The sequence below is a fragment of the Catenulispora sp. EB89 genome, from assembly GCF_041261445.1.
Taxonomy (GTDB): Bacteria; Actinomycetota; Actinomycetes; order Streptomycetales; family Catenulisporaceae; genus Catenulispora.
The window spans coordinates 97953-120082 of sequence record NZ_JBGCCU010000017.1; the positions used below are offsets into that span (position 1 = coordinate 97953).

Genomic DNA, 22130 nt, shown 5'->3' on the forward strand with positions numbered 1-22130 from the left:
GGCAAACCGACAGGGGTGGCAGGGTCTGGCAGACCTCGGGCCCGAACAGCACCGCTCGGGCGTCATCCGCACGTAGCCCTCAAGTTGCTGACCCGTTCGGGTGCATGATCCCCTCGAACTTATGGCGCTCCGGTTCGCGGCATTCATGGCGCTGTGGACCGTCTTCTACTACTCGGTTCCCAGTTTGCACCTGCTGACCTGGACCGTGATCGGCCTGGGCGGGGTCGGCGCGGTGCTGGTCGGGGTCCGCCGCCACCGCCCCAGCAGCCGGCGCGCCTGGTACTTCCTGGCCGGGGCGATGCTGACGCTGGTCAGCGGGGACACCGCGTACAACCTGCTGACCGACGTCTTCAACAGGGTCGAGCCGTTCCCCTCCATCGCCGACGCCATCTACCTGCTGACCTACCCGCTGGCCGCGGCCGGCGTGATGCTCATGGTCCGGCGGCGCAGCCCGCTGCGCGACCGGGCGGCGCTGATCGACGCCGTCATCCTGACCACGGCCGCGGCGCTGCTGCTGTGGGTCTACATCATCACCCCGACCGTGGACGACCGGACGCAGTCCTGGACCAGCAGCGCGGTGTCCATCGCCTATCCGCTCGGGGACGTGATGCTGCTGGCGGTGAGCGCGCGGCTGGCCACCGGCGGGGCGCTGCGCGGGCCGGCGGTGCGGCTGCTGCTGCTCGGCGTGGTCGGGCTGACCGGGTCCGACGTGGCCTACGCGCTGGTCCGGCTGTACGGCGTCTGGCATGTCGGCACCCCCGCCGACCTGGGCTGGGTGATCTTCTACGTGGCGTGGGGCGCGGCCGCGCTCTCGCCGTCGATGACCGAGCTCACCGAACCGGTGGCCCGCGGCCGGCGCGGCGCGGACCGCGCGCGGGTGCTCCCGCTGGCGATCGCGGCCCTGGTCGCGCCGAGCGTGCTGATGATCGAGTCGCTGGAGGTGGAGCTGCGCGACGGCCCGGTCATCGCCGTGACCTCGGCGGTGATGTTCCTGCTGGTCCTGCTGCGGCTCTACCTGGCCGGCCGGCAGACCCGGGAGCTGGACAACCGCGCGCACACCCGGGCCATGCTGCGCGAGCTGAAGTACCGCGCCTACCGGGACTCGCTCACGGGCCTGGGCAACCGGCTGCGCTTCCAGGACCGGGCCGAGCGCGCCCTAGCCCGGGCCCAGGACTGCGGCGGCGTGGCCGCGATGCTGCTCATCGACCTGGACAACTTCAAAGAGGTCAACGACACCCAGGGCCACAAGGTGGGTGACGAGCTGCTGGTGGCCGCGGCCTCGCGGATAGCCGGGGCGGTCCGGCCCGGCGACCTGCCGGTGCGCCTGGGCGGCGACGAGTTCGCGGTGCTGCTGTCCGACGGCGCCTCGGAGAGCGCGGCGGTGGCCCTGGCCGAGCGGCTGATCGGGGTGCTGGCCGAGCCGTTCCGGCTGTCCGGGGCGCCGGTGCCGGTCCGGGCCAGCATCGGGGTGGCGACCAGCCCGGGCGGCGCCGGCGGCACCGAGGAGGTGCTGTTCCGCAACGCGGACCTGGCGCTGTACGCGGCCAAGGCGGACGGCAAGGGCACGTGGCGGCTGTTCGAGCCCAGCCTGTACGACGCCGCGCTCCAGCGCCTGGCGCTGCGCACCGGCCTGGACCGGGCGCTGGCCGTCGGCGAGTTCGAACTGCACTACCAGCCGATCGTGGAGCTCCAGGGCCCGCCGCGGGTGGCCGGGTTCGAGGCGCTGGTGCGCTGGCGGCACCCCAAGCTGGGGCTGCTGGCGCCGGGGAACTTCGTGCCGGTGGCCGAGGAGACCGGGCAGATCACCCCGATCGGCGCGTGGATCCTGCGGCGCGCGACCGCCGACGCCGCCGCGGCCGGGTTCGGGTACGTGGCCGTGAACGTCTCCCCGCACCAGTTCAGCGGCGGCGGGTTCGTCGACACGGTGCGCTCGGCGCTGCGCGCGGCGGACCTGCCGGCGGACCGGCTGACCGTGGAGATCACCGAGAACGTCTTCCTGCACGAGGCCACCGCCGACGCCCTGGCCGACCTGCAACGGCTGGCCATGCTCGGGGTGCGCATCGCCATCGACGACTTCGGGACCGGCTATTCCTCGATCGGGTATCTGCGGGACCTGAAGTTCGACGTGATCAAGGCCGACAAGTCGTTCGTCGACCGGATCGCGGACAAGAAGGATCATGAACGGCTCCTCCGGGGGATCGTCCATGTGGCCGCGACCATGGACCTCGCGGTGGTGGCCGAGGGGGTCGAGACCATCGCGCAGCGGGACCTGCTGCGCGACATGGGGTGTGCCTACGCACAGGGCTTCTTCTACTCGCCGGCGGTGCCGCTGGCGGAGACGTCCGGTGTGCGGGCCGCCATAGAGATGGGAGAGAACTGATGGCGCGGCACGAAGTGTGGGCCGAGCTGGCCCGGTTGAAGGACACCACGCGGTTCTACGACGCCGTGATCGAGGAGCAGGACCGCGCCGAACCCCGGCGGATCCGCATCGGCGACGAGTGGCTGTCCGACTTCGCCTCCTGCAACTACCTCGGCTTCGACGTCGATCCGGAGATCATGGCCGCCCCGGCGGAGCTGATCGCGAAGTGGGGCACGCACCCGAGCTGGTCGCGGCTGCTGGGCAACCCCAAGCCGTACCTGGAGATCGAGGAGCAGCTCACCGACCTGTTACAGGCCCCTGACACGCTGGTGCTGCCGACCATCACGCACATCCACATGACGGTGATCCCGGTCCTGGCCGGCAAGGGCACGGTGTTCTGCGAGGCGCAGGCGCACCGCACCATCTACGACGGCAGCTCGGTGGCCCGCGGCAACGGCGCGACGCTGCACCGCTGGCGCGCCACCGACCTCGGCGGCCTGGCCGTGGCGCTGCGCAAGGCGCCGAAGGACCTGCCGCGCCTGGTGTGCATGGACGGCATCAACAGCATGACCGGCAACGAGCCGGGGCTGGCGGCGATCGCGGACATCTGCCGGGCCGAGGGCGCGCTGCTGTACGTGGACGACGCGCACGGGTTCGGCGTGATCGGCGAGCGGTCGTCGGCAGAGACCTCGCCGTACGGGGCGCTGGGGAACAGCATCGTGCGGCACCTCGGGGAGTCGTACGAGGGGCTGGTGCTGGTCGGCGGGTTCTCGAAGGCGTACTCCTCGCTGATGGCCTTCCTGGCGCTGCCCACGCAGATGAAGGAGTACCTGAAGTTCGCGGCGGCGCCGTACCTGTACTCGGGCCCCTCGCCCACCGCGTCGCTGGCCACGGTCCTGGCCGGGCTGAAGGTGAACCGAGAGCGCGGCGAGGTGATCCGCGGCGGGCTGTGGCACAAGACGGCGCGGGTCATCGACCACGTCCGCAAGCTCGGGCTCTACACGCCGAACCGCAGCGGCTTCCCCATCATCGAGCTGCCGGCCCGCGAGCCCTCCGACATCGACGAGATCGCCTCGATCCTCTGGGAACGGGGCATCTACGTCACACTGGCGGCATACCCGCTGGTGCCGCGGGACCAGGCCGGCTTCCGGATCCAGGTGACCGCGGCGAACACGGACGAGGAGATCGACCAGTTGAACGCGACACTGACCGAGCTGGCGCCGATGCTGAGCAAGGCCGAGGGGCACGGATACGTGGCCGGACACGGGGTTAGTCACGACGGCGCGGCCGGTTCAGCAGGGCACTGACGTGCACCTGCACCTGGACAGCCTGAGCCAGCTGGGACGCCTGTCGCTGGCGTTCGTGCTGACCTACCTGCTCGGCTTCGAGCGCGACCTGCGCGGCTCGCCGGCCGGCGACCGCACCTTCTCGCTGATCGGCGTGGGCAGCGCGATCATCGCGGTCCTGGCCAAGGACGGCAACGCCCCGAACGCGCTGGCCGGCGTCATCACCGGCGTCGGCTTCATCGGCGCCGGCGTGGTCTTCCGCCCGAACCTGACCATGTCCAGCCGCTGGCACCTGATCGACACGGTCAAGGGCGTGACCACCGCGGCCACCATCTTCGCCGCCGCCGCGATCGGCGCCGCCTGCGGCTTCGGCCGCCTGATCCTGGCCACCGGCGGCACCGCCCTGGTGCTGCTGGCGCTGGAGGTCCGGCACATCCCGATCCTGAAGTTCGCCGACGGCCGGCGGTGGGCTTCGCGGTTCGCGAACGACGAGGTGGCGGTGCCCGATCCGGTGCCGGCGCGGGGGGAGGGTTCGGCGGGATCGTGAGGTGCCGCAGCGATACCGGCCGGCGGCGACGAGCCGGAGCCCGCCGCCGCCTTGAGATGCCGTGTCTCTTACTGGTTTTGCCGATCCCGCCAGGGCCTTAGTTCACGTTCAGCGCGTTGTCGTCGTTGACGAACGACGTCTGCCCGTTCCCCGTCTCGGTCCCGGTGAACTTCAGCGAGATGCTCTGCCCGATGTAGGGGCTCAGGTTGTACGAGAACTGCGAGTAGCCGTTGTTGGCGTCCAGGTTCGAGAACGTGTGCAGCGTGCTCAGCACCGTGCCGGAGGAGTTCAGCACCTGGAGCGCCAGCTTGTCCTGGGCCGCGCCGGAGGTGTTGGCCGTGTCGATGTGGAGCCAGAAGGAGTAGGTCGCGGTCTTGCAGGTCGCGGGGATCGACGCCTTCTGCGCCAGGGTGTCGGTGTGCCGGCTGCCGTAGCCGTCGAGCCAGGCGTCGTAGTTGCCCGAGTGCGAGGGCTCCGAGCCCAGGTCGCTGTTGATGACGCCGGAGGTCGCGGTCCACGGGGACGCCGAGCCGGTCTCGAAGCCGGGGTTGCCCAGGAGCTGCGCCGCGGTGCAGCCGCCGCCACCGGACGAGGCCACGGTCCACGTGAACTGCGCACTGCCCGAGGCGGTGCCCGAGGACGCGGTCACGGTCACGTTCGAGGTGCCGGCGGTCGTCGGAGTACCGGTGATGGCACCGGACGAGCTGATCGACAAACCGGCCGGAAGACCCGTCGCCGAGAACGTCAGCGCCTTACCCGTCGAATCCGACGCAGCGACCTGCAACGTCGAAATCGCCGTCCCGACCGTCCCCGACTGAGAACCCGGGTTGGTCACCGAAACAGTCTCGGTCGGCTGCGAGCTCACGGTCCACGTGAACTGCGCGCTGCCCGAGGCCGTGCCGGACGATGCCGTCACCGTCACGTTCGAGGTGCCCGCCGTCGTCGGAGTACCGGTGATGGCACCGGAAGAACTGATCGACAGACCGGCCGGAAGACCCGTCGCCGAGAACGTCAGCGCCTTACCCGCCGAATCCGACGCAGAGACCTGCAACGTCGAAATCGCAGTGCCGACCGTGCCCGACTGGGAACCCGGGTTGGTGACCGAAACAGTCTCGGTCGGGCTCGTGCTGAACACGTCCGTGATCGGCGTGGCCGACGAGGCGTTCCCCGCGTACGGCAGGCCGTACATGTCCTCGATCGTCCGCAGCACGCTGTAGTGGTTGATCGTCTCGCTGTACTGGCCGGTCTTCACGCCCGCGCCGTAGAAGATCGTCGGGATCTGGTTCGACTGCGAGGAGTCGTCCTCGTCCCAGGTGACGATCAGCAGGCTGTTGTGCGTCTTCGCCCACTGCGCGTACGCGTCGAGGTTGCTGTGCAGGAAGGTGTCGCCCTGGGCGATGGTGCCGTCGTGCATGTCGTCCTGGAGGTTCGGGATCACCCAGGACACCGTCGGCAGCGAGGCGAAGTTCGCCGAGGACGGGAAGTTCGTGAACGGCTGGTTCGAGCTGGCCGGGATGTGGTTGGCCGAGGTGCTCGGGGCCTCCTGGAAGTTCACCCAGGGGTTGTGCTTGCTCGCGTAGTTGCCCGAGGTGCAGGCGGTCGAACCGGTCGAGGGCAGCCCCTCGGAGTAGCTGTCCCAGGTGTCCCCGGCGGCCAGCAGCTGAGCACCCTCGTTCGGCTTGTCGATCGCCACCGGGCACTGGTCCCCGGTGATGCCCTGGTTCGTGCCGGAGAACAGGTCCAGGTAGTTCGGCTCCGAGGGGTGCTCGATCGCGAAGGACTGGGTGAACAGCGCGCCGCCGGCGGCCAGGGTGTTGTTGATGTACGGGGCGTCGGCGGTGTCGCCGATGATCTCGCCGTACGAGTGGTTCTCCTCCATCACGAGGACGACGTGGTCGTACTTGGGGACGCCGCCGGCGGCGTGGGCCGGTTGGGCCGCGACCGCCAGGCCGGCCACCGTGAGCGCGGCGCCGGCCGCGGTGGCGGCCGCCCGGCGCAGGGTGCTGCGGCTGGTGATTCTGCTCAGGGGATGATGGTGCTTGCCGGACACGTGATCTCCTCCTAGGCACACAGACTGCGCGGCACCCCGGTCGGAGTGCCGCGCTGTTATCAATAGTCTGCGATCATGAAGTGGAGAAGTCCCGGCAATGAATCCTTTGCCGGATTCTTGCCTTTCCGGACAGTTACGGGCAGTTACGGCACGTCCACCCGGTACGGGTCGTGCTCGCTGAGCAGCTTGTCCAGCCGCGCCTTGTCCACCCGGCCGACGATCTGTTCCTCCTCCTGCTTGTCGCGCACCACTTTCGCCAGGGTGATCGCCGACGTGATCGTGTACAGCAGGCCCAGGCCCAGGAAAGCCCGCTCCCAGGCGTTGACCGGGAGGTAGGCGATGCCGACGACGGTCGCGCCGGCGGACACGATGAACGAGGCGACCGCCTGGAAGTAGTACGCGGCCGTGTTCCGGTTTGCCAGTGGCGTACTCATGCTTCGATGATGCGCCCGGCCGACTTCACCGATCGTGAGTACGGCTACTCATCCAGGTGCTCATTGGTCCCGGCGAAACCCGAGTACCGCGCCGCTGGCGGTCAGGATGTAGACCGCGCCGCCGGCGGGATCGGGCACCAGCAGGTCGGCGCTGCTGGCGTTCGGGCCCGAGGGCATCGGGTAGGAGTGCACCAGCGACCCGTCGGCGGTGTCCACCACCGCCATCGCCAGCGCGGTCTGGTCGGTCGGGGTGTGCACCTCGACCCAGACCTTGTCGCCGACCAGCGCGGGGATGTTGGCGATGCCGTTGAACGTCCTCGGATTCGCCCAGACCGCGGAGCCGGCCTTCTCCTTGCTGCTCACCTGCAGGCCGTACAAGCTGTTCGAGTCGGTGGCGAAGGCGGTGTCGCCGGACTCGAGCACCTGGCCGGTGAAGCGCTTGTCGCTGGTCGGCGGCGTCTTCCCGACCGCCGGGTAGGTCCACATCCACTTCCCGGCCGTGTCGTAGGCGTGGACCGAGCCGCTGTGCATGTCGGTGAGGTAGACGTGCTGGGCGTTGCCGCTCACGGTCGGGGCTACGGTCCCGGCGCCGTTGTCGCTGTAGGCCTGGAACGGGATGTGCCAGACCTCCTTGCCCTTCTGCACTTCCAGGGCCCGCAGGATCCGCAGCGAGTTCTGGTCGCACAGCGTGACGTAGATGAGGTTCCCGGTCTTCGGCACCGTCAGCGCGACACTGGTCTGGTCCAGGGCCAGGCCGGTCGGCGGCGACGCCACCGCCTGCAGGTCGCTCGCCTTCATGCTCCAGAGCGTGGCCCGGTTCGTGAGGTCGAATCCGGCCAGGCAGGGCGGGAAGCTGGGGTCGAAGCTGGCGGCGCCGACGATCAGGACGCCGCCGACCAGCCCCAGCACGCCGCACTGCGGCATGTTGTTGGTGGACGTCGTGGCCTGCAGCCCGGTCTTGGCGTTCCAGGCCGCCGAGCCGTCCTTCAGATTCCACGCGTAAACGGTGCCGTCGCCGTAGGTGTAGACGTAGTTGTCGTCGGCGGCGATGCTCGCCCCGCCGACGTTGCCGACGTCCGGGATCGACACCGGCGCGAAGGCCTTGGCGCCGGTGGTGGTGTCGATGGCGATCAGGTCCTGCGGCGAGTTCGGGTTGACGCTGGTGGCCGTGTAGATGCTGATCAGCTTGCCGGCCCGGACCACTGCTCCCCCGGCGGCGCCTCCCAGGTCGACCGGCGTGCTCCAGTCCTCGCCCCATTTGCCGAGGGTGTGCGACGGGGTCGGGGTGGGAGACGGCGACGGGGTCGACGACGTGCTCGTCGTCGGGCCGGTCGAGGGGGAAGAGGTCGCGGCGTCCTTCGGCGGCGTCCCGGTGGGATACGTGGCCCCGGCGTTCTGCGTGGCCGACTTCTTGTCGGCGTTCCGCGTCGCGGCGTACCAGGCGCCGCCGCCGGAGGCCGCCACCGCCACGGCGCCGGCGAGCCCGGCCAGCACTCTGCGGCGGCCCGCGTGCGGCCGGTCGGGGCCGGACGCCGAGGGCGCCGAGGGCGCCGCGGTCGTCCCGATCGCGCTGGCACCGCCGGTGAGACTGACGTCGCCGACGCCGGCGGACGTGGCGTCCGGGTCGCGGGGCGCCGGCGTGGGCACCGGATCGTCGGCCAGCCCGGCCAGCCCGGCGTGCGTCGGCGTGGCCTCCTCGGCCCCGGCGACCGGCGCGGCGGAGTACTGGCGCATGTCGCGGTGCACGGCCTCGGGCAGCCAGTCGTCGGCGCCCAGGGCTCCGGCTTCCTCCGGCGGCAGCAGGATGTCGAGCAGCTGGTCGGTGGTCGGCCGGTTGGCCGGGTCCTTCTCCAGGCACGCCGCGACCACCGGCCGCAGCGCCATCGGCACCCCGGTGAGGTCCGGGGACTCGTGCACCACGAGGTACAGCTGGACGTGGTCCGGCCCGTCGCCGAACGGCGGCACGCCGGTGGTCGCGTAGACCAGGACGCCGCCGAGCGCGAAGACGTCGGAGGCGGGCAACAGCTGCGGATCGGCGCGGCACTGCTCGGGGCTGGAGTACCGGGGCGAGCCGACGACGATGCCGGTCGTGGTCAGCGAGGTCCCGCCCTCGGAGGCGCTGATGCCGAAGTCGATGACGCGGGGCCCGTCGGGGCCGCAGATGACGTTCGAGGGCTTCAGGTCGCGGTGGATCAGTCCCGCGCCGTGGATCGCGCCCAGCGCCTCGGCGATCCCGGCGCCCAGGATCCGTGCCGAGCGCTCCGGCAGCGGTCCGTGGTCGTGTACGGCGCGCTGGAGCGAGGGGCCGGGTATGTAGGCGGTGGCGAGCCAGGGCTCGGCGTCATCCGGGCCGGCGTCCAGCAGCGGGGCGGTGTAGAGCCCGTCCACGGTCCGCGCCGCCTGCACCTCGCGCCGGAAGCGGATGCGGAAGCGCTCGTCCTCGGTGTACTCGGCGCGGATCACCTTCACCGCCACCGGCCGGCCGCCGCGCGACCGGGCCAGGTACACCCGTCCCATGCCGCCCGCGCCGATCCGCGCCAGCGGTGTGTACGGCCCGACGCGAGCCGGGTCTTCGGGCTTGAGCGCTTCCATGGGTCCCCCTTCTGAGGGGAAATCGTAACGGTCGACTATCGGGTTGGGTGGCAGTGCCGGGACGTTCGCCGTCCTCACAGCACGTGGGCACCCGCGGCCGGGCCCAGAGCCCGGCGTACCGCGCGCACCGACGGCGCCGCTTCCAGCGCCGCCGCGACCCGCGCCGCGGCGACCGCGTCCGCGGCGAGGAACGCGCAGGTCGGGCCGGATCCGGAGAGCAGGGTGCCGATCGCGCCGGCATCCTGTCCGGCCTGCAGGGTCGCGCGCAGGCCGGGACGCAGGGAGGTGGCCGGCCGGGTCAGATCGTTGCGCAAAGCCGCGCCGAGCAGCGTTGAGTCTCCGGCCCGCAGCGCGCGCAGCAGTTCCTCGTCCACGCCCGGCGCGGCCGCCTGCTCCCCGGCCTCCTCGCGCAGCCGGTCCAGCTCGCGGAAGACCGCCGGGGTCGACAAACCCTCGTGCGCGAAGGCGAACACCCAGTGGAACTCGCCGCGGGCCAGCACCGGGGTGATCTGCTCGCCGCGGCCGGTGCCCATGGCGGTGCCGCCGTGGAGCGCGAAGGGGACGTCGCTGCCGAGCTGCGCGGCGAGCGCGTGGAGGTCGTCGCGGGACAGGCCGGTGCCCCACAGCGCGTCACAGGCCACCAGCGCGCCCGCGGCGTCGGCCGAGCCGCCGGCCATGCCGCCGGCGACCGGGATGCCCTTGGAGAGGTGCAGGCGCACGGCCGGGCTGCGGCCCGCGGTGCGCGCCAGGAGTTCGGCGGCGCGCCAGGCCAGGTTGGTGTCGTCCAGCGGCACGTCCACCTGGCCCTCGCCCTCGCAGGTGAGCGCGAGGGTGTCGGCGGTGCTGGCGGTGACCTCGTCGAACAGTCCGACGGCGTGGAAGACCGTCGCCAGGTCGTGGTAGCCGTCGGCGCGCAGCGGGCCGACCGAGAGCACGAGGTTGACCTTCGCCGGCACCCGGACGGTGACCGACTCGGTGGCGCCGGGGCGCGGGGTGTCGTCGTCGGGGTCGAAGGCGGCGGCGGTCATGCCGGCTCCCGCGGCGGCCGGTGCTCCGCCAGACGTGCGAACTCCTCGACGGTCAGCGTCTCGCCGCGCGCGCCGGGGTCGATGCCGGCGGCGGTCAGCGCGCCCTCGGCGGCGGCCGGGGAGCCGGCCCAGCCGCTCAGGGCCGAACGCAGGGTCTTGCGGCGTTGTGCGAATGCAGCGTCCACAGCAGTGAAGACGTCGCGGCGGTCGGCAACGGTTGTGGGCGGGACCGCGCGCCGGTCCAGGCGCACCAGACCGGAGTCGACGTTCGGCGCCGGCCAGAAGACGCTGCGGCCGATCGCGCCGGCCCGCTTCACGTCCGCGTACCAGCGGGCCTTGACCGACGGCACGCCGTAGACCCGGCCGCCGGGCTCGGCGGCCAGCCGGTCGGCGACCTCGGACTGGACCATGATCAGGGTGCGTTCGATGCTCGGGAAGCGCTCCAGCATGTGCAGCAGCACCGGGACCGCGACGTTGTAGGGCAGGTTCGCGACCAGCGCGGTCGGCGGCGGGCCCGGCAGCTCGGCGATCCGCAGCGCGTCGGCGTGCACGAGCTCGAACTCCACGTCCCCGGCGGCGATGCCCGGCGCGAACTCGGCCAGGGTGTCCGGCAGCGCGGCGGCCAGGGTGGAGTCGATCTCGACGGCGACCACCCGGCGGGCGACGTCCAGCAGGCCCAGGGTCAGCGAGCCCAGCCCGGGGCCGACCTCGACCACCACGTCGTCGGCGGTGACGTCGCCGGCCCGCACGATCCGCCGGATGGTGTTCGGGTCGATGACGAAGTTCTGCCCCAGCTTCTTGGTCGGCGAGACGCCGAGCCGGTCGGCGAGCCGGCGGACTTCGGCCGGGCCCAGCAGGCGGGCCGGCAGCCGGTCGGGGGCGGCCGAGGGTGGCGGGGAGTGCGGAGTTTCGGACATCGCCAGCCATCGTATGCCGCGCGGCCCCGCCAGCCGTCCTCCAGGCGGGAACAGCGGTGCGGCGCGGCACCCCGGCTCTGGCCGGGTACCGCGCCGCATCACGAAGCTCTGCCTTTGTCAGGCCCGCGTCACGTGAACAGGTTCCGCCCGCACACCGGCCACTGGCCCGCGCCGGAGCGCACGTACAGCAGCTTGGCGCGGTAGGTCTGCTCCGCCGGGGTGGCGTTCGACGGCAGTCCGGAGCCGCCCATCGCGGCCCAGGTCGACACCGAGAACTGGTAGAGGCCGAAGTACAGTCCGCCGCCGCCGACCGACTTGGGGTTCCCGCCGGACTCGCACTCCGCGACGCCGGCCCAGTTCAGGTTGTCCGCACCGGCCACGGTGTTCGGGACCGCCTTGGTGCCGACCTTCACCACCGCGTTCACCGGCGCCTTGGTGATCGTCTTGCTGACGATCTTCGGCGCCTGCTTCACGCCGTTGACGGTCAGGTAGGCGTACACCACCTGCTGCACGCCCGGCACGCCCTCGGTGAGCGTGGTCCGCGACCCCACGTAGGAGCTCGGGTCGGACTGCTCGGTCGTGGAGAAGTCGATCGGGACCTGCTTGGTCTCCTGGGTCCCGGTGACGCGCTCGACGGTGATGTTCTCGCCGTCGGCGGGGAAGGAGGCCGGGTCCGGGCTCGCGGTGTCCTGGCCGGACAGCGTCACGTTGGCCTGGGCCATCGCCTGCGCCACGGTCTGCGCGGTGGTGTCCACCGGGATCGAGCGCCCGTCGACGAGGATGTTGACGTGCCGCTCGGTCCGGACCTGGAAGGCCAGGCCCTGGCGGCCGATCGCCTGGTCGCGGTTGACCGACAGGTACGGGTTCGCGCCGCCGCGCACACCCATGTCGCCCAGCGCCTCGGACACGGTGGTCGCGGTGGACCAGATCTGCTGGTCCTTGCCGTCCACGGTGACGTCGAGCTGGCGGCCGTAGCGGACCGAGATCTGCTCGCCGTCCACCAGCGTGTCGCCGGGGGCCGGGGCCACCTGGTCGTGGGCGTCGGTGACGATGCCCTGCGCCTTGAGGACGTCGGCGACCTTGCCGTCGAACGTGTGGATGGTGCGTTCCTGGCCGTCCACGGTCAAATGGACGGTCTTCTCGAAGCCGACGTAGGCGCCGGCAGCGCCGACGAGCCCCAGCAGGACCGTGCCCTGTACGGCGCGGACCTTGACCTTGGAACCCTCGCTGTGCCGACTAGCGGAACGTCTACTGCTCACGCTGATCCAGACCTCGCCGTGTCCGGCTACGACGCCCGGGCTCCTTCGAAGACCCGTTCTTCACATCGCGTCGATCCGGCTGCCGAGGCGACACTAGCGGCAACCCCGCCGCGCCGCCAGCAGACGTCCGGTGGATGTCCTGCGGCATCCCTTTCACTCCAAGTCGGCTGTCGGTCGACTGATATGACTGGCTATGCCCCGGCGCTATGCCGGGACCTTGAAGGCATCCCGCAGGTTGCTGTCGAGGGCCTGACAGAGTTCAGCCAAAGCGGTGTCACTGTCCATGCCTCGCAATGCGGCCATCGCACGGACTGTGTAGGGAACCAGGTAGGGCGCGTTCGGCCGTCCTCTATAAGGGAGCGGCGTCAGGAAGGGCGCGTCGGTCTCGACCAGGATCCGGTCGATCGGCGCCACCTGGAATGCCTCCTGCAATGCCTGGTTCGCCTTGTACGTGAGGTTCCCCGCGAAGGACATGTAGTAGCCGCGCTCGGCGCAAACGCGTGCCATCTCGGCGTCACCCGAATAGCAGTGGAAGACCACTGTTTCGGGGGAACCCTCTTCAAGAAGGATGCGCAGGACGTCCTCGTGCGCGTCGCGGTCGTGGATCACCAGGGCTTTGCCATGGCGCTTGGCGATCGCGATGTGGGCCCGGAAGGAGTCCTGCTGCGCCTGGACCCCCTCGGGCCCGGTGCGGAAGTAGTCCAGGCCGGTCTCACCGATGCCGAGCACCTGCTCGTCGGCGGCCAGCTTGTCGATCTCGACCAGGGCGGCCTCCAGGGCCGCCGCGCCGCCGGGAGCGCGGTCCTGGCCGGACCAGCCGTCGGGGTCGCCCAGAACGAGGCGCGGGGCCTCGTTCGGGTGCAGGGCGACCGCGGCGTGCACGCGCTCGAACTCCGCCGCCAGCTCGACAGCGGTCTGCGACGAGGGGACGTCGACGCCGACCTGCACCAGGGTCCGGACGTTCACGGCATCGGCGGCCGCGATGATGTCCGCGGCCGCCGGCTCCTGCATGTCCAGATGGGTGTGGCTGTCGCCGACCGGGGCCGGCAGGGGCTCCGGCGCCGGAGGCGGGGTCTCGTCCCGCTCCCGGGACTTCCGCTTGCGCTTCTTCTCGCCCTGCCCCGCCTCGTTCTCCGCCACGAGGCTAAGCCTAAGCCGCCTCGCCGCCGAGCCGCGCCAGCTCCTCGTCGACGATCGACGGGTCCAGCTTCTTGAAGATCGGCGTCGGCGGCTCCAGCTTGCGCCCGACCTCGATCGGCGTGGACTCCCAGCGGGCCAGCGCCTGGTCGTAGTCGCCGGTGAGCACCGGGTAGCCCGGTCCGCCGTCCAGGTCCTCGACCTCGCGCAGCTCCGGCATCGCCGACCAGGTGCCCTCGCCGCCGAGCAGGTGGAAGACCTTTTCGGAGGAGAACGGCAGGAACGGCGTCAGCAGGGTCTTGGCGTCGTCGACGACCTGCAGGGTGACGTGCAGGACGGTGGCCATGCGCTCGGGGTCGGTCTTGGCCAGCTTCCACGGCTCGTGGTCGGAGACGTACTTGTTGGCCTCGGCCACCACCCGCATCGCCTCGGCCAGCGCGGCCTTGAAGCGGCAGCGGTCCAGCAGGTCGCCGACCGCCGCGAAGGCCCCGCGCGAGGTCGCCAGCAGCGCCTCGTCCTCGGGCGTGAGGTCCTTGCCGGCCGGGATCTCGCCGAGGTTCTTGGCCGCCATCGACACGGCCCGGTTGACCAGGTTGCCCCAGCCGGCGACCAGCTCGTCGTTGTTGCGGCGCAGGAACTCGCTCCAGGTGAAGTCCGTGTCCTGGGTCTCCGGGCCGGCCGCGGTGATGTAGTAGCGCAGCGCGTCGGCGTCGTAGCGGGACAGGAAGTCGCGGACGTAGATGACCACGGCGCGGCTGGAGGAGAACTTGCGGCCCTCCATGGTGAGGAACTCCGAGCTGACGACTTCGTGCGGCAGGGCGAGCGCACCGAGGCTGCCCGGCTCACCGTTCTTGTCGCCCCTGCCGTCGTAGCCGAGCAGCATCGCCGGCCAGATCTCGGAGTGGAAGACGATGTTGTCCTTGCCCATGAAGTAGTAGGCGGCGGGCGCCTCGCCGTCCGGGCCGACCTGCCAGAAGGCGCGCCAGGCGTCCGGGTCGCCACTGCGGCGGGCCCACTCGACGCTGGCGCTCAGGTAGCCGACGACCGCGTCGAACCAGACGTACAGCTTCTTGTCGGGGCGGTCGACCCAGCCCTCCAGCGGGACCGGGACGCCCCAGTCCAGGTCGCGGGAGATGGCCCGGGGCTGCAGGTCGTCCAGCAGGTTCAGGGAGAACTTCAGGACGTTGGGACGCCAGGACTTCTGCTCCTGCAGCCACGACCCGAGGACGCTCGCGAAGGCGGGCAGGTCCAGGAAGAACTGCTCGGTCTCGATGAACTTCGGCGTCTCGCCGTTGATCCGCGAGCGCGGGTTGATCAGCTTCTCCGGGTCCAGCTGGTTGCCGCAGTTGTCGCACTGGTCCCCGCGCGCGCCGTCGTAGCCGCAGATATAACAGGTGCCCTCGATGTAGCGGTCGGGCAGCGTCCGGCCGGTCGAGGGGCTGATGGCGCCGAGCGTGGTCTTGGGGAAGATGTAGCCGTTGTCGTACAGGCCCTTGAAGATCTCCTGCACGACCGCGTAATGGTTGCGCGTGGTGGTGCGGGTGAACAGGTCGTAGGCCAGACCCAGCGACCGCAGGTCCTCGGCGATGACCCGGTTGTACCGGTCGGCCAGCTCGCGGGCGGTGACACCCTCCTTGTCGGCCTGGACCAGGATCGGCGTCCCGTGCTCGTCGGTCCCGCTGACCATCAGCACCCGGTTGCCCGCCATCCGCTGGTAGCGGCTGAAGACGTCCGAGGGGACGCCGAAGCCGGAGACGTGGCCGATGTGGCGGGGGCCGTTGGCGTAGGGCCACGCCACGGCTGTGAGGATGGTGCGCTGGGTGGACGGCATGAGGCCTAGGGTATCTGCCGCGGCGGGCTCACCTGGTGCGGTTGGGACGGGGTCCAGATACTGGACGTGGAGCGGCCGTGCGATGGGCCCGTTTGCCCGGTGCGGGTCGTGGGTGCGGCGAGGTGGGCCGGCTGAGAAATCAGCCCTCGACGCCGCAGGGCACCGAAGCAAGTCCGGCCAGCATGGCTTCATACTCGTCAAGCGCCAAGATCACGACAGACTCGCGCCCACAGCGGGTGACGACCACCGGTTCGCGATCAGCCACTACTTGCTCGAATGTCTCGTAGAGGTGAGCTCTCGCGTCGGAACTAGCCATGGCACGCATGGCCACATGTAACCCTCTGCATCGCTTCGGTGACAAATCAACGCACGGTCAGCTCTCCTCCGCTGCCTCCTCAGCCGCCTCCTTCGCCGCCACCACCGCGTCGAAGACGTCCCGCTTCGGCAGCCCGACCTCGGCGGCGACCTCCGCGATCGCCTCCTTCCGCCGCAGCCCGCCGTCCTCCTCCTTCGCGAACACCAGGTCGGCGAGCTCCGTTGCGCTCAGCTCGCGGCCAGCTCCGGGGGTGGCGCCGCCGACCACGACGGTGATCTCGCCGCGGATCTCGCCTTCGTCGGCCCACTTCGCCAACTCGGCGAGGGGGCCGCGCTTGATCTCCTCGTAGGTCTTGGTCAGTTCGCGGCAGACCGCTGCCGGGCGGTCGGGGCCGAAGGCGGCCGCCATGTCCGCGAGGGAGGCGGCCAGGCGGTGCGGCGCTTCGAAGAAGACCATCGTGCGGGGTTCGGCTGAAAGTTCCGCCAGGCGGGAGGTGCGGCCGCCGCCTTTGCGCGGGAGGAATCCTTCGAAGCAGAAGCGGTCTACTGGCAGGCCGGAGACGGCCAGGGCGGTCAGGACCGCGGAGGGGCCCGGGACGGCTGTGACCCGGACTCCGGCCTCGACCGCGGCGGCGACCAGGCGGTAGCCGGGGTCGGAGACCGAGGGCATGCCGGCGTCCGTCACCACCACCACGCGGGCTCCGGCGAGGAGGTCGCGGAGCAGGTCGGGGGTGCGGGCCGTCTCGTTCGCCTCGAAGTAGGAGACCAGGCGGCCCTTCGGGGTGATGTCCAGCACGCGGAGCAGGCGCTTGAGGCGGCGGGTGTCCTCGGTGGCGATGACGTCCGCCGACGCCAGCTCCTCGGCCAGCCTCGGCGGCGCATCCTCATCCCGGCCGATCGGGGTGCCGGCGAGGACGAGGAGGCCGGGGGCCGGTTCTGTTCCAGTCACGTGACCATCCTCGCCCAAAAACGGTGATCCCCTGTCCGAACGGCCGGACGACTCCCTACGATGACCGGGTGACGAGCCTCGCCCCGACCCGTTCCTCGCTGCCGGATGACGACAGCGAGGAGGACTACGGCGGCCGCCGTCGCGGCCGTAGCGGTTCGCACCGCGAGCGCGGGCGCGTCTGGTGGCGCCCGAACCTGCACCCGCGCGACGACGAGCAGGGCGAGCTGACGCTCCGCGAGCGCCTGGTCCCCTCCTTCGCGCAGGAGCCGCGGTGGATCACCTGGGGCTTCCCGATCCTGATCATGCTGGTCGGCGGCTTCATGCGGTTCTGGCACCTGGGGCTGCCCAAGTGGGTCATCTTCGACGAGACCTACTACGCCAAGGACGCCTGGGCCACCATCCACTTCGGCCACGAGATCGGCTGGCACGACGACCCGCCGGTCGGCATGGCCAAGGACGACGCGGCCATCATCGCCAACCCGCACATCTGGCGGACGCTGATCGCCAACCACCAAGGCAACGCCGTGCACCCGCCGGTCGGCAAGTGGATGATCGGCGCCGGCGAGTGGCTGTTCGGCTTCACCCCGTTCGGGTGGCGCTTCATCCCGGCGGTCTGCGGCACGCTGGCGATCCTGATGACGGCGCGCATCGCCCGGCGCATGTTCCGCTCCACGCTCATCGGCTGCCTGGCCGGTCTGCTCCTGGCCGGCGACGGCCTCGAGTTCGTGATGAGCCGCACCGCACTGCTCGACATCTTCGTCATGTTCTGGACGCTGGCCGCCTTCGGCTGCTTCCTCATCGACCGCGACAAGATGCGCTCCAGACTCGTCGACTGGCGTGAAAGCTTCCCGCCGACACCGCTGCCGGACGACGTGAAGGCCCCGCCGCTCGGCTGGCGCCCCTGGCGCCTCGCGGGCGCCGTCTGCCTGGGCCTGGACCTGGGCACCAAGTGGAGCGGGCTGTGGATCATCCCCTGCTTCATGGTGATGTCGCTGCTGTGGGACCACGCGGCCCTGCGCGCAGTGGGCATCCGCCGCCACTGGTACGGCTTCTTCCGCCGCGACACCTGGCAGAGCTTCGTGCTCGGCGTGCTGGTCCTGGCCACCTACACGGCCACCTGGACCGGCTGGTTCGTCACCAAGGACGGCAACTACCGGCAGTGGGCGGCGCAGAACAACGCGATCCACTTCCCGGTGCTCTCGGCACTGCGCAGCTGGTGGGAGTACCACTGGCAGACGTACCACTTCCACGTCAACCTGGACTCCCCGCACGCGTACATGTCGAACCCGTGGAGCTGGCTGATCATGGGCCGCCCCACCGACTACTACTACTGCAACCAGGGCGCCACCGGCTGTCCGCCCCTGGCGGCCAACCAGCACCAGCAGGTCCTGGCGCTGGGCACCCCGCCGCTGTGGTGGTTCGCGACCATCGCGCTGATCTGGTGCTGCTGGCGCTGGCTCTTCCGCCGTGACTGGCGCGCCGGCTCGATCCTGTGCGGAATGCTCGCGGCCTGGGCGTTCTGGCTGAACTACCAGCACCGCACGATCTTCACCTTCTACGCGGTCGCCTTCGTCCCCTTCATGTGCTTCGCGGCGGCGTACCTGCTGGGAGTGATCGTCGGCCGGTCCGACGCGCTCCAGTACCGAAGGGTCTGGGGCGCGGTCGTGGCCGGGGCGATCACCGTCTACATCCTGGTGATGTTCATCTACTTCTATCCGATCCTCTCGGCGCAGACGATCACCTACAACCAGTGGCTGGACCGCATGTGGTGGCCGAGCTGGATCTGAGACCGCTGTGCCGCCTTCCGCAGCGCCCGACCAGGAGCTACCGTCCAGTAACGTGGAACTCTCCTACGCGCGCCGCGGTTCCGGCGAACCCTTGGTCCTGATCCACGGCATCGGCCACCGCTGGCAAGCCTGGGAGCCGGTCCTGGACCGGCTCGCCGAGCACCACGACGTGATCGCGATCGACATCCCCGGCTTCGGCAAGTCCGCGCCGCTCAAGCTGGCCCCGGGCCAGCGCCCCATGATCGGGCTGATGATGGAGCGCATCGCCGAGTCCTTCGCCGGCTTCGAGATCGAGCGGCCGCACGTCGCCGGCAACTCCCTCGGCGGCGCCCTGGCGCTGGAAATGGCCCGCAGCGGGCTGGCCTCCTCGGTCACCGCGTTCTCCCCGGCCGGGTTCTGGAACACGCGCTGGGAGACTGCGTGGGCGTTGGGGAACCTGAGCGCGACGCGCGCCGCGGCCTTCGCCCCGAAGCCCGTGCTGCGCTATGTCGCCGACCACGGGACGGCCCGCGCCTTGGCGTTCGGCATGATCTTCGGCAAACCGCGCCGCCTGGACCCGACGCTGGCCCTGGAGGACACCATCGCCTTGCGCGAGGGTCGCTCGTTCCGGCTGGTCGGCAGAGAGGCCAAGAACTACCGCTACACCGGTGAGAGCGACGTTCCGACCACGGTGGCCTGGGGCACGAAGGACCGGATCCTGCTGCGCCGGCAGTTCGCCCGGGCCAAGCGGGTGCTGCCGAAGGCCCGGTTCGAGGACCTGCCGGGCTGCGGCCACGTGCCGATGAACGACGACCCCGACCTCGTCAGCCGGCTGATCCTGGAGACCACGGGCGCCATTCCCGCCCAAAGGTGACCGGTCGTCCAAAGACCCGACTTGTAGACTCGCGGGAAGGGAGTCATTGCCACCAGGGGGACGGACCGCAGCTGATGACCGAGAACTGGCAGCAGGAACCGGCACCGCGGCTGTCCACCCCGCGTGATCGCGGTGAATCGGGGCCGGGTTCGATCCCGGCGCCCTACACAGGGCAGTCCCAGCCCTATATTGCACAGCCTTATATAGCGCAGCCCTATACCCAGCAGTCCTATACGCAGCAGCCGTATACGCAGCAGCCGTATATCGACACCACCGACGACACCATCGACGTCATGTCGACGATCATGGTCGCGGTCGGCACCGTCCAGCGCCGCGCGGCCCGCCCTCCGGAGATCGGCACCGTCGAGGAGGCGGAGCGCATCCTCGGCTACGCCGTCGACTCTCTCGACGCGGACTCCAACCTCTACTCCTTCGGCACGGTGACCGACGGCGCCGTCTGCCTGATCCCCGACGAGGGCCGCTGGGCCGTCTTCTTCGCCGACGGCGGCCTGCGCCGCTACGCGGGCGTCTTCGACGACCCCGTCCAGGCCGCCGTCCACTTCGCCGGCGTCCTCCTGCTCGCCGCCGCCGAACGCGGAGCGCTCCCCAAGCACGCCGGCCCGTCGGCCCTCCCCGGCCGCTCCAGCGACCCCCTGGCCGAAATGCTCGCCGGCCCTCCGATCACCCCTTTGGCCGGCGATCCGCCGACCACCCTCTACACCGACCAGCGCCTCATGATCCTGACCCCGGGCACCGAGGTGGACCGCTTCGGCGACCAGATGGGCAACACCGTCTACGCGGCCCGCACCAGGTACCCGCACCGGTCTCTGCCTCCGGACTACATAGACCGGCCGTACCGGGTCTACAGAGTGCGCGACCCTCTGCGTGCGCTCACCGGCACCGCGATCCCATGGTTCGGGCAGCCCGGAGGCGGTATGGCGTACCTGTTGCCGCGCCCTATAAGAGACCTCCTGCATGAGGGCGCTCTAGTAGAAATCGCCTCCGCGACCCTCGCTCCCTCCTGAGGTTCGCACTTGAGATTCGCTCCGGCGTTCGCTCTGAGATTCGCTGTAAGGCTGTAAGCATTTCTCGACAGCGCGTCGGGAACGCGCGACACTGGTCACGCGTTCCCAGTTAAAGATGTAATACGTGTCGAGGTGACGCTGTGTCCTCTTCGCTCTCCGATCGTCGTACCGCCGCCCGGTTCCGGTCCGACCGCAACCTCAGCGCGCGGATGCTGTCGGTGATGGTCCTGCTGGCAGCCGTCTACGGCGGCGCCATTTTCCTGATGATCCGGTTCCTGGGCCGCGCCTGGCCGCTCGGGCTCGCCGTGGTCGTCGCCTTCGCAACGTTCCAGGTGCTCACCTCCGGCAAGATCGCGATGCGCACCATGGGCGCCCGTGTCGTGACCGCCGAGGAGGAGCCGGAGCTGCACGCCGTGGTCGACCGCCTCTGCGCGCTGGCCGGGATGAAGAAGCCGGCCATCGCGGTGGCCGAGTCCCGGGTGCCGAACGCCTGCGCGGTCGGCCGCTCCAAGGGCGACTCGACGCTGTGCGTGACCCGCGGGCTGCTCGACACGCTGGACCCGCCGGAGCTCGAAGGCGTCATCGCGCACGAGCTGTCGCACGTCCAGCACGGCGACGCCGCGGTGATGACCGTCGCCGCGTTCGTCGGCGTCCTGGCCGGCCTGGTCGCCCGCGTCGGCCTGCGCTTCATCTACATCGGCGGCCGGGCCCGCGGCCTGTGGCACATCATCGTCGCGGCCATCGGCCTGATCGCCCTGGCCGCCGCCACCTGGTTCGTCTCCCTGGTCCTGACGCGCTCGCTGTCCCGCTACCGCGAGTTCGCCGCCGACCGCTCCGCCGCGCAGCTCACCGGCAACCCCTCGGCCCTGGCCTCGGCGCTGACGAAGGTCGAGGCGAAGGTGCACGGCGGCGGCGGGATCCCGCAGACCGACCTGCGCAAGGCCGGCGCCCTGAACGCCTTCTACTTCGCCCCGGTCACCTCGGCCAAGACCACGGCCCACCACCTGTTGTCGACGCACCCGACGACTCAGGCGCGGCTGGACCGGTTGGTGAGAATGTCGACGGAGATGTCAAAGAACCGATAAGGATTGGCTTCTCGGTCTGTGACGGCCGGGTCACGCCTCGCGGCGGGCCCGGCCGTCGGCGTTTCAGGTGTTTGCGACACATACGCGGCCCGCATGATGCCCGTATGCAGCGGCGGAGGCCGGTCGTCGCAGCGCGCTCACACGCCCGCGGACCGTTGATTCCGGGCGCTCCAAGGTCACAGACTGATCAAATACGAATGTTCGAGTCCTTTGATAAATGCCTGCTATGCTTCGCGAGTTTTCCGAGCAGCACCACCCCCTGACTTTGCAGGCATCGGAAGGATCCGCAGCATGAGCGACAGCCAGATCCAGTCCCAGTGGGAGCGTGTCGGCGGGGAGGCGGCCGTCAAGGCCGTCCTGGACCGCTTCTACGAGGGCGTGCTGGAGGAGCCGCAGCTCGCCGGCTTCTTCGAGAACGTCGCGGTGGACGACATCAAGCCGCACCTGGCGGAGGTCCTGAAGGTCGTGCTCGGCGGCCCCGGTGCGCGCACCGACATCGACCTGGCCGAGTACCTCACCGAGGCGCACTCCGACCTGGGCGTCTCGGAGTCCGACTACTCGCTGACCGGCCAGGTGCTGATGGACACGCTGAAGGAGTTCGACGTCCCGGCCGACATCGTCGAGACGATAGCCGGGGCGCTGGCGACCGTGCAGCCCTTCGTGGTGGCCGTGTAGC

The 22130-nt window shown here is 70.5% G+C and carries 18 protein-coding genes; 8 read left to right on the forward strand and 10 right to left on the reverse strand.

The genetic code is table 11. The annotated features are described in order from the left end of the window. Positions 1-121: 121 nt before the first annotated feature. Genes ABH920_RS31235 through ABH920_RS31245 form a run of 3 tightly spaced genes read left to right on the forward strand, consistent with a single transcriptional unit; the run spans position 122 to position 4192 of the window. Positions 122-2380 carry a putative bifunctional diguanylate cyclase/phosphodiesterase gene (locus ABH920_RS31235; RefSeq protein WP_370352783.1) on the forward strand — a complete coding sequence of 753 codons (2259 nt, stop codon included), beginning with the start codon at positions 122-124 and terminating at the stop codon, positions 2378-2380. Further along, on the forward strand, positions 2380-3666 hold the full coding sequence (locus ABH920_RS31240; protein WP_370352784.1) for an aminotransferase class I/II-fold pyridoxal phosphate-dependent enzyme: 1287 nt from the start codon (positions 2380-2382) through the stop codon (positions 3664-3666). Before ABH920_RS31235 ends, ABH920_RS31240 begins: the two co-directional genes overlap by 1 nt. Position 3667: 1 nt before the next feature. Then, a complete protein-coding gene (locus ABH920_RS31245) occupies positions 3668-4192 on the forward strand; it encodes an MgtC/SapB family protein (RefSeq protein WP_370352785.1) in 525 nt (174 codons plus the stop codon). Positions 4193-4289: 97 nt separating this feature from the next. On the opposite strand, the gene ABH920_RS31250 is transcribed toward ABH920_RS31245, so the two are convergent. The 10 genes from ABH920_RS31250 to rsmI form a co-directional block, all read right to left on the reverse strand. Beyond that, positions 4290-6242 carry an alkaline phosphatase family protein gene (locus ABH920_RS31250; protein WP_370352786.1) on the reverse strand — a complete coding sequence of 651 codons (1953 nt, stop codon included), beginning with the start codon at positions 6240-6242 and terminating at the stop codon, positions 4290-4292. 143 nt (positions 6243-6385) lie between these two features. Further along, the gene (locus ABH920_RS31255) at positions 6386-6676 is read right to left on the reverse strand and encodes a YiaA/YiaB family inner membrane protein (RefSeq protein WP_370352787.1); all 291 of its coding nucleotides are present in this window, start codon (positions 6674-6676) and stop codon (positions 6386-6388) included. 60 nt (positions 6677-6736) lie between these two features. After that, positions 6737-9268 (reverse strand): protein kinase, encoded by a 2532-nt coding sequence (locus ABH920_RS31260; RefSeq protein ID WP_370352788.1) that lies wholly within the window; start codon positions 9266-9268, stop codon positions 6737-6739. 74 nt (positions 9269-9342) lie between these two features. Beyond that, complete coding sequence (locus tag ABH920_RS31265; protein WP_370352789.1) at positions 9343-10296, reverse strand: 4-(cytidine 5'-diphospho)-2-C-methyl-D-erythritol kinase; 954 nt, start codon at positions 10294-10296, stop codon at positions 9343-9345. After that, complete coding sequence (gene rsmA, locus ABH920_RS31270) at positions 10293-11213, reverse strand: 16S rRNA (adenine(1518)-N(6)/adenine(1519)-N(6))-dimethyltransferase RsmA (protein WP_370352790.1); 921 nt, start codon at positions 11211-11213, stop codon at positions 10293-10295. The genes ABH920_RS31265 and rsmA overlap by 4 nt, the downstream gene beginning before the upstream one ends. A gap of 128 nt (positions 11214-11341) precedes the next feature. Further along, the gene (locus ABH920_RS31275) at positions 11342-12472 is read right to left on the reverse strand and encodes a ubiquitin-like domain-containing protein (RefSeq protein ID WP_370352791.1); all 1131 of its coding nucleotides are present in this window, start codon (positions 12470-12472) and stop codon (positions 11342-11344) included. A gap of 204 nt (positions 12473-12676) precedes the next feature. Next, positions 12677-13612, reverse strand: coding sequence for a TatD family hydrolase (locus ABH920_RS31280; protein ID WP_370352792.1), 936 nt, complete (start codon positions 13610-13612; stop codon positions 12677-12679). 10 nt (positions 13613-13622) lie between these two features. Further along, complete coding sequence (gene metG / locus ABH920_RS31285) at positions 13623-15440, reverse strand: methionine--tRNA ligase (RefSeq protein ID WP_370352793.1); 1818 nt, start codon at positions 15438-15440, stop codon at positions 13623-13625. Between the two features lie 139 nt (positions 15441-15579). Beyond that, positions 15580-15765: a type II toxin-antitoxin system Phd/YefM family antitoxin gene (locus ABH920_RS31290; RefSeq protein WP_370352794.1), complete on the reverse strand. Its 186-nt coding sequence runs from the start codon at positions 15763-15765 to the stop codon at positions 15580-15582. A gap of 48 nt (positions 15766-15813) precedes the next feature. Further along, positions 15814-16704: a 16S rRNA (cytidine(1402)-2'-O)-methyltransferase gene (gene rsmI / locus ABH920_RS31295; protein WP_370352795.1), complete on the reverse strand. Its 891-nt coding sequence runs from the start codon at positions 16702-16704 to the stop codon at positions 15814-15816. Positions 16705-16772: 68 nt separating this feature from the next. Here rsmI and ABH920_RS31300 point away from each other — a divergent pair, with 68 nt between their 5' ends. The 5 genes from ABH920_RS31300 (at position 16773) to ABH920_RS31320 (ending at position 22129) form a co-directional block, all read left to right on the forward strand. Continuing rightward, positions 16773-18491, forward strand: a complete 1719-nt coding sequence (locus tag ABH920_RS31300; RefSeq protein WP_370352797.1) for a dolichyl-phosphate-mannose--protein mannosyltransferase — start codon at positions 16773-16775, stop codon at positions 18489-18491. A gap of 52 nt (positions 18492-18543) precedes the next feature. Beyond that, positions 18544-19344, forward strand: coding sequence for an alpha/beta fold hydrolase (locus ABH920_RS31305; RefSeq protein ID WP_370352798.1), 801 nt, complete (start codon positions 18544-18546; stop codon positions 19342-19344). A 74-nt stretch (positions 19345-19418) separates the two neighbouring features. Beyond that, positions 19419-20369, forward strand: coding sequence for a TNT domain-containing protein (locus ABH920_RS31310; RefSeq protein WP_370352799.1), 951 nt, complete (start codon positions 19419-19421; stop codon positions 20367-20369). A gap of 140 nt (positions 20370-20509) precedes the next feature. Further along, positions 20510-21454, forward strand: coding sequence for a M48 family metalloprotease (locus tag ABH920_RS31315; protein WP_370352800.1), 945 nt, complete (start codon positions 20510-20512; stop codon positions 21452-21454). 291 nt (positions 21455-21745) lie between these two features. Beyond that, positions 21746-22129: a group 1 truncated hemoglobin gene (locus tag ABH920_RS31320; protein WP_370352801.1), complete on the forward strand. Its 384-nt coding sequence runs from the start codon at positions 21746-21748 to the stop codon at positions 22127-22129. The last annotated feature ends 1 nt before the right edge of the window (position 22130 follow it).

Excerpts from the sequence above, each read along its gene's own strand:
- ABH920_RS31235 (WP_370352783.1), top strand. The coding sequence starts at position 122 with ATGGCGCTCCGGTTCGCGGCATTCATGGCGCTGTGGACCGTCTTCTAC.
- ABH920_RS31240 (WP_370352784.1), top strand. The coding sequence starts at position 2,380 with ATGGCGCGGCACGAAGTGTGGGCCGAGCTGGCCCGGTTGAAGGACACC.
- ABH920_RS31255 (WP_370352787.1), bottom strand. The coding sequence starts at position 6,676 with ATGAGTACGCCACTGGCAAACCGGAACACGGCCGCGTACTACTTCCAG.
- ABH920_RS31260 (WP_370352788.1), bottom strand. The coding sequence starts at position 9,268 with ATGGAAGCGCTCAAGCCCGAAGACCCGGCTCGCGTCGGGCCGTACACA.
- ABH920_RS31265 (WP_370352789.1), bottom strand. The coding sequence starts at position 10,296 with ATGACCGCCGCCGCCTTCGACCCCGACGACGACACCCCGCGCCCCGGC.
- rsmA (WP_370352790.1), bottom strand. The coding sequence starts at position 11,213 with ATGTCCGAAACTCCGCACTCCCCGCCACCCTCGGCCGCCCCCGACCGG.
- metG (WP_370352793.1), bottom strand. The coding sequence starts at position 15,440 with ATGCCGTCCACCCAGCGCACCATCCTCACAGCCGTGGCGTGGCCCTAC.
- ABH920_RS31290 (WP_370352794.1), bottom strand. The coding sequence starts at position 15,765 with ATGCGTGCCATGGCTAGTTCCGACGCGAGAGCTCACCTCTACGAGACA.
- ABH920_RS31310 (WP_370352799.1), top strand. The coding sequence starts at position 19,419 with ATGACCGAGAACTGGCAGCAGGAACCGGCACCGCGGCTGTCCACCCCG.
- ABH920_RS31320 (WP_370352801.1), top strand. The coding sequence starts at position 21,746 with ATGAGCGACAGCCAGATCCAGTCCCAGTGGGAGCGTGTCGGCGGGGAG.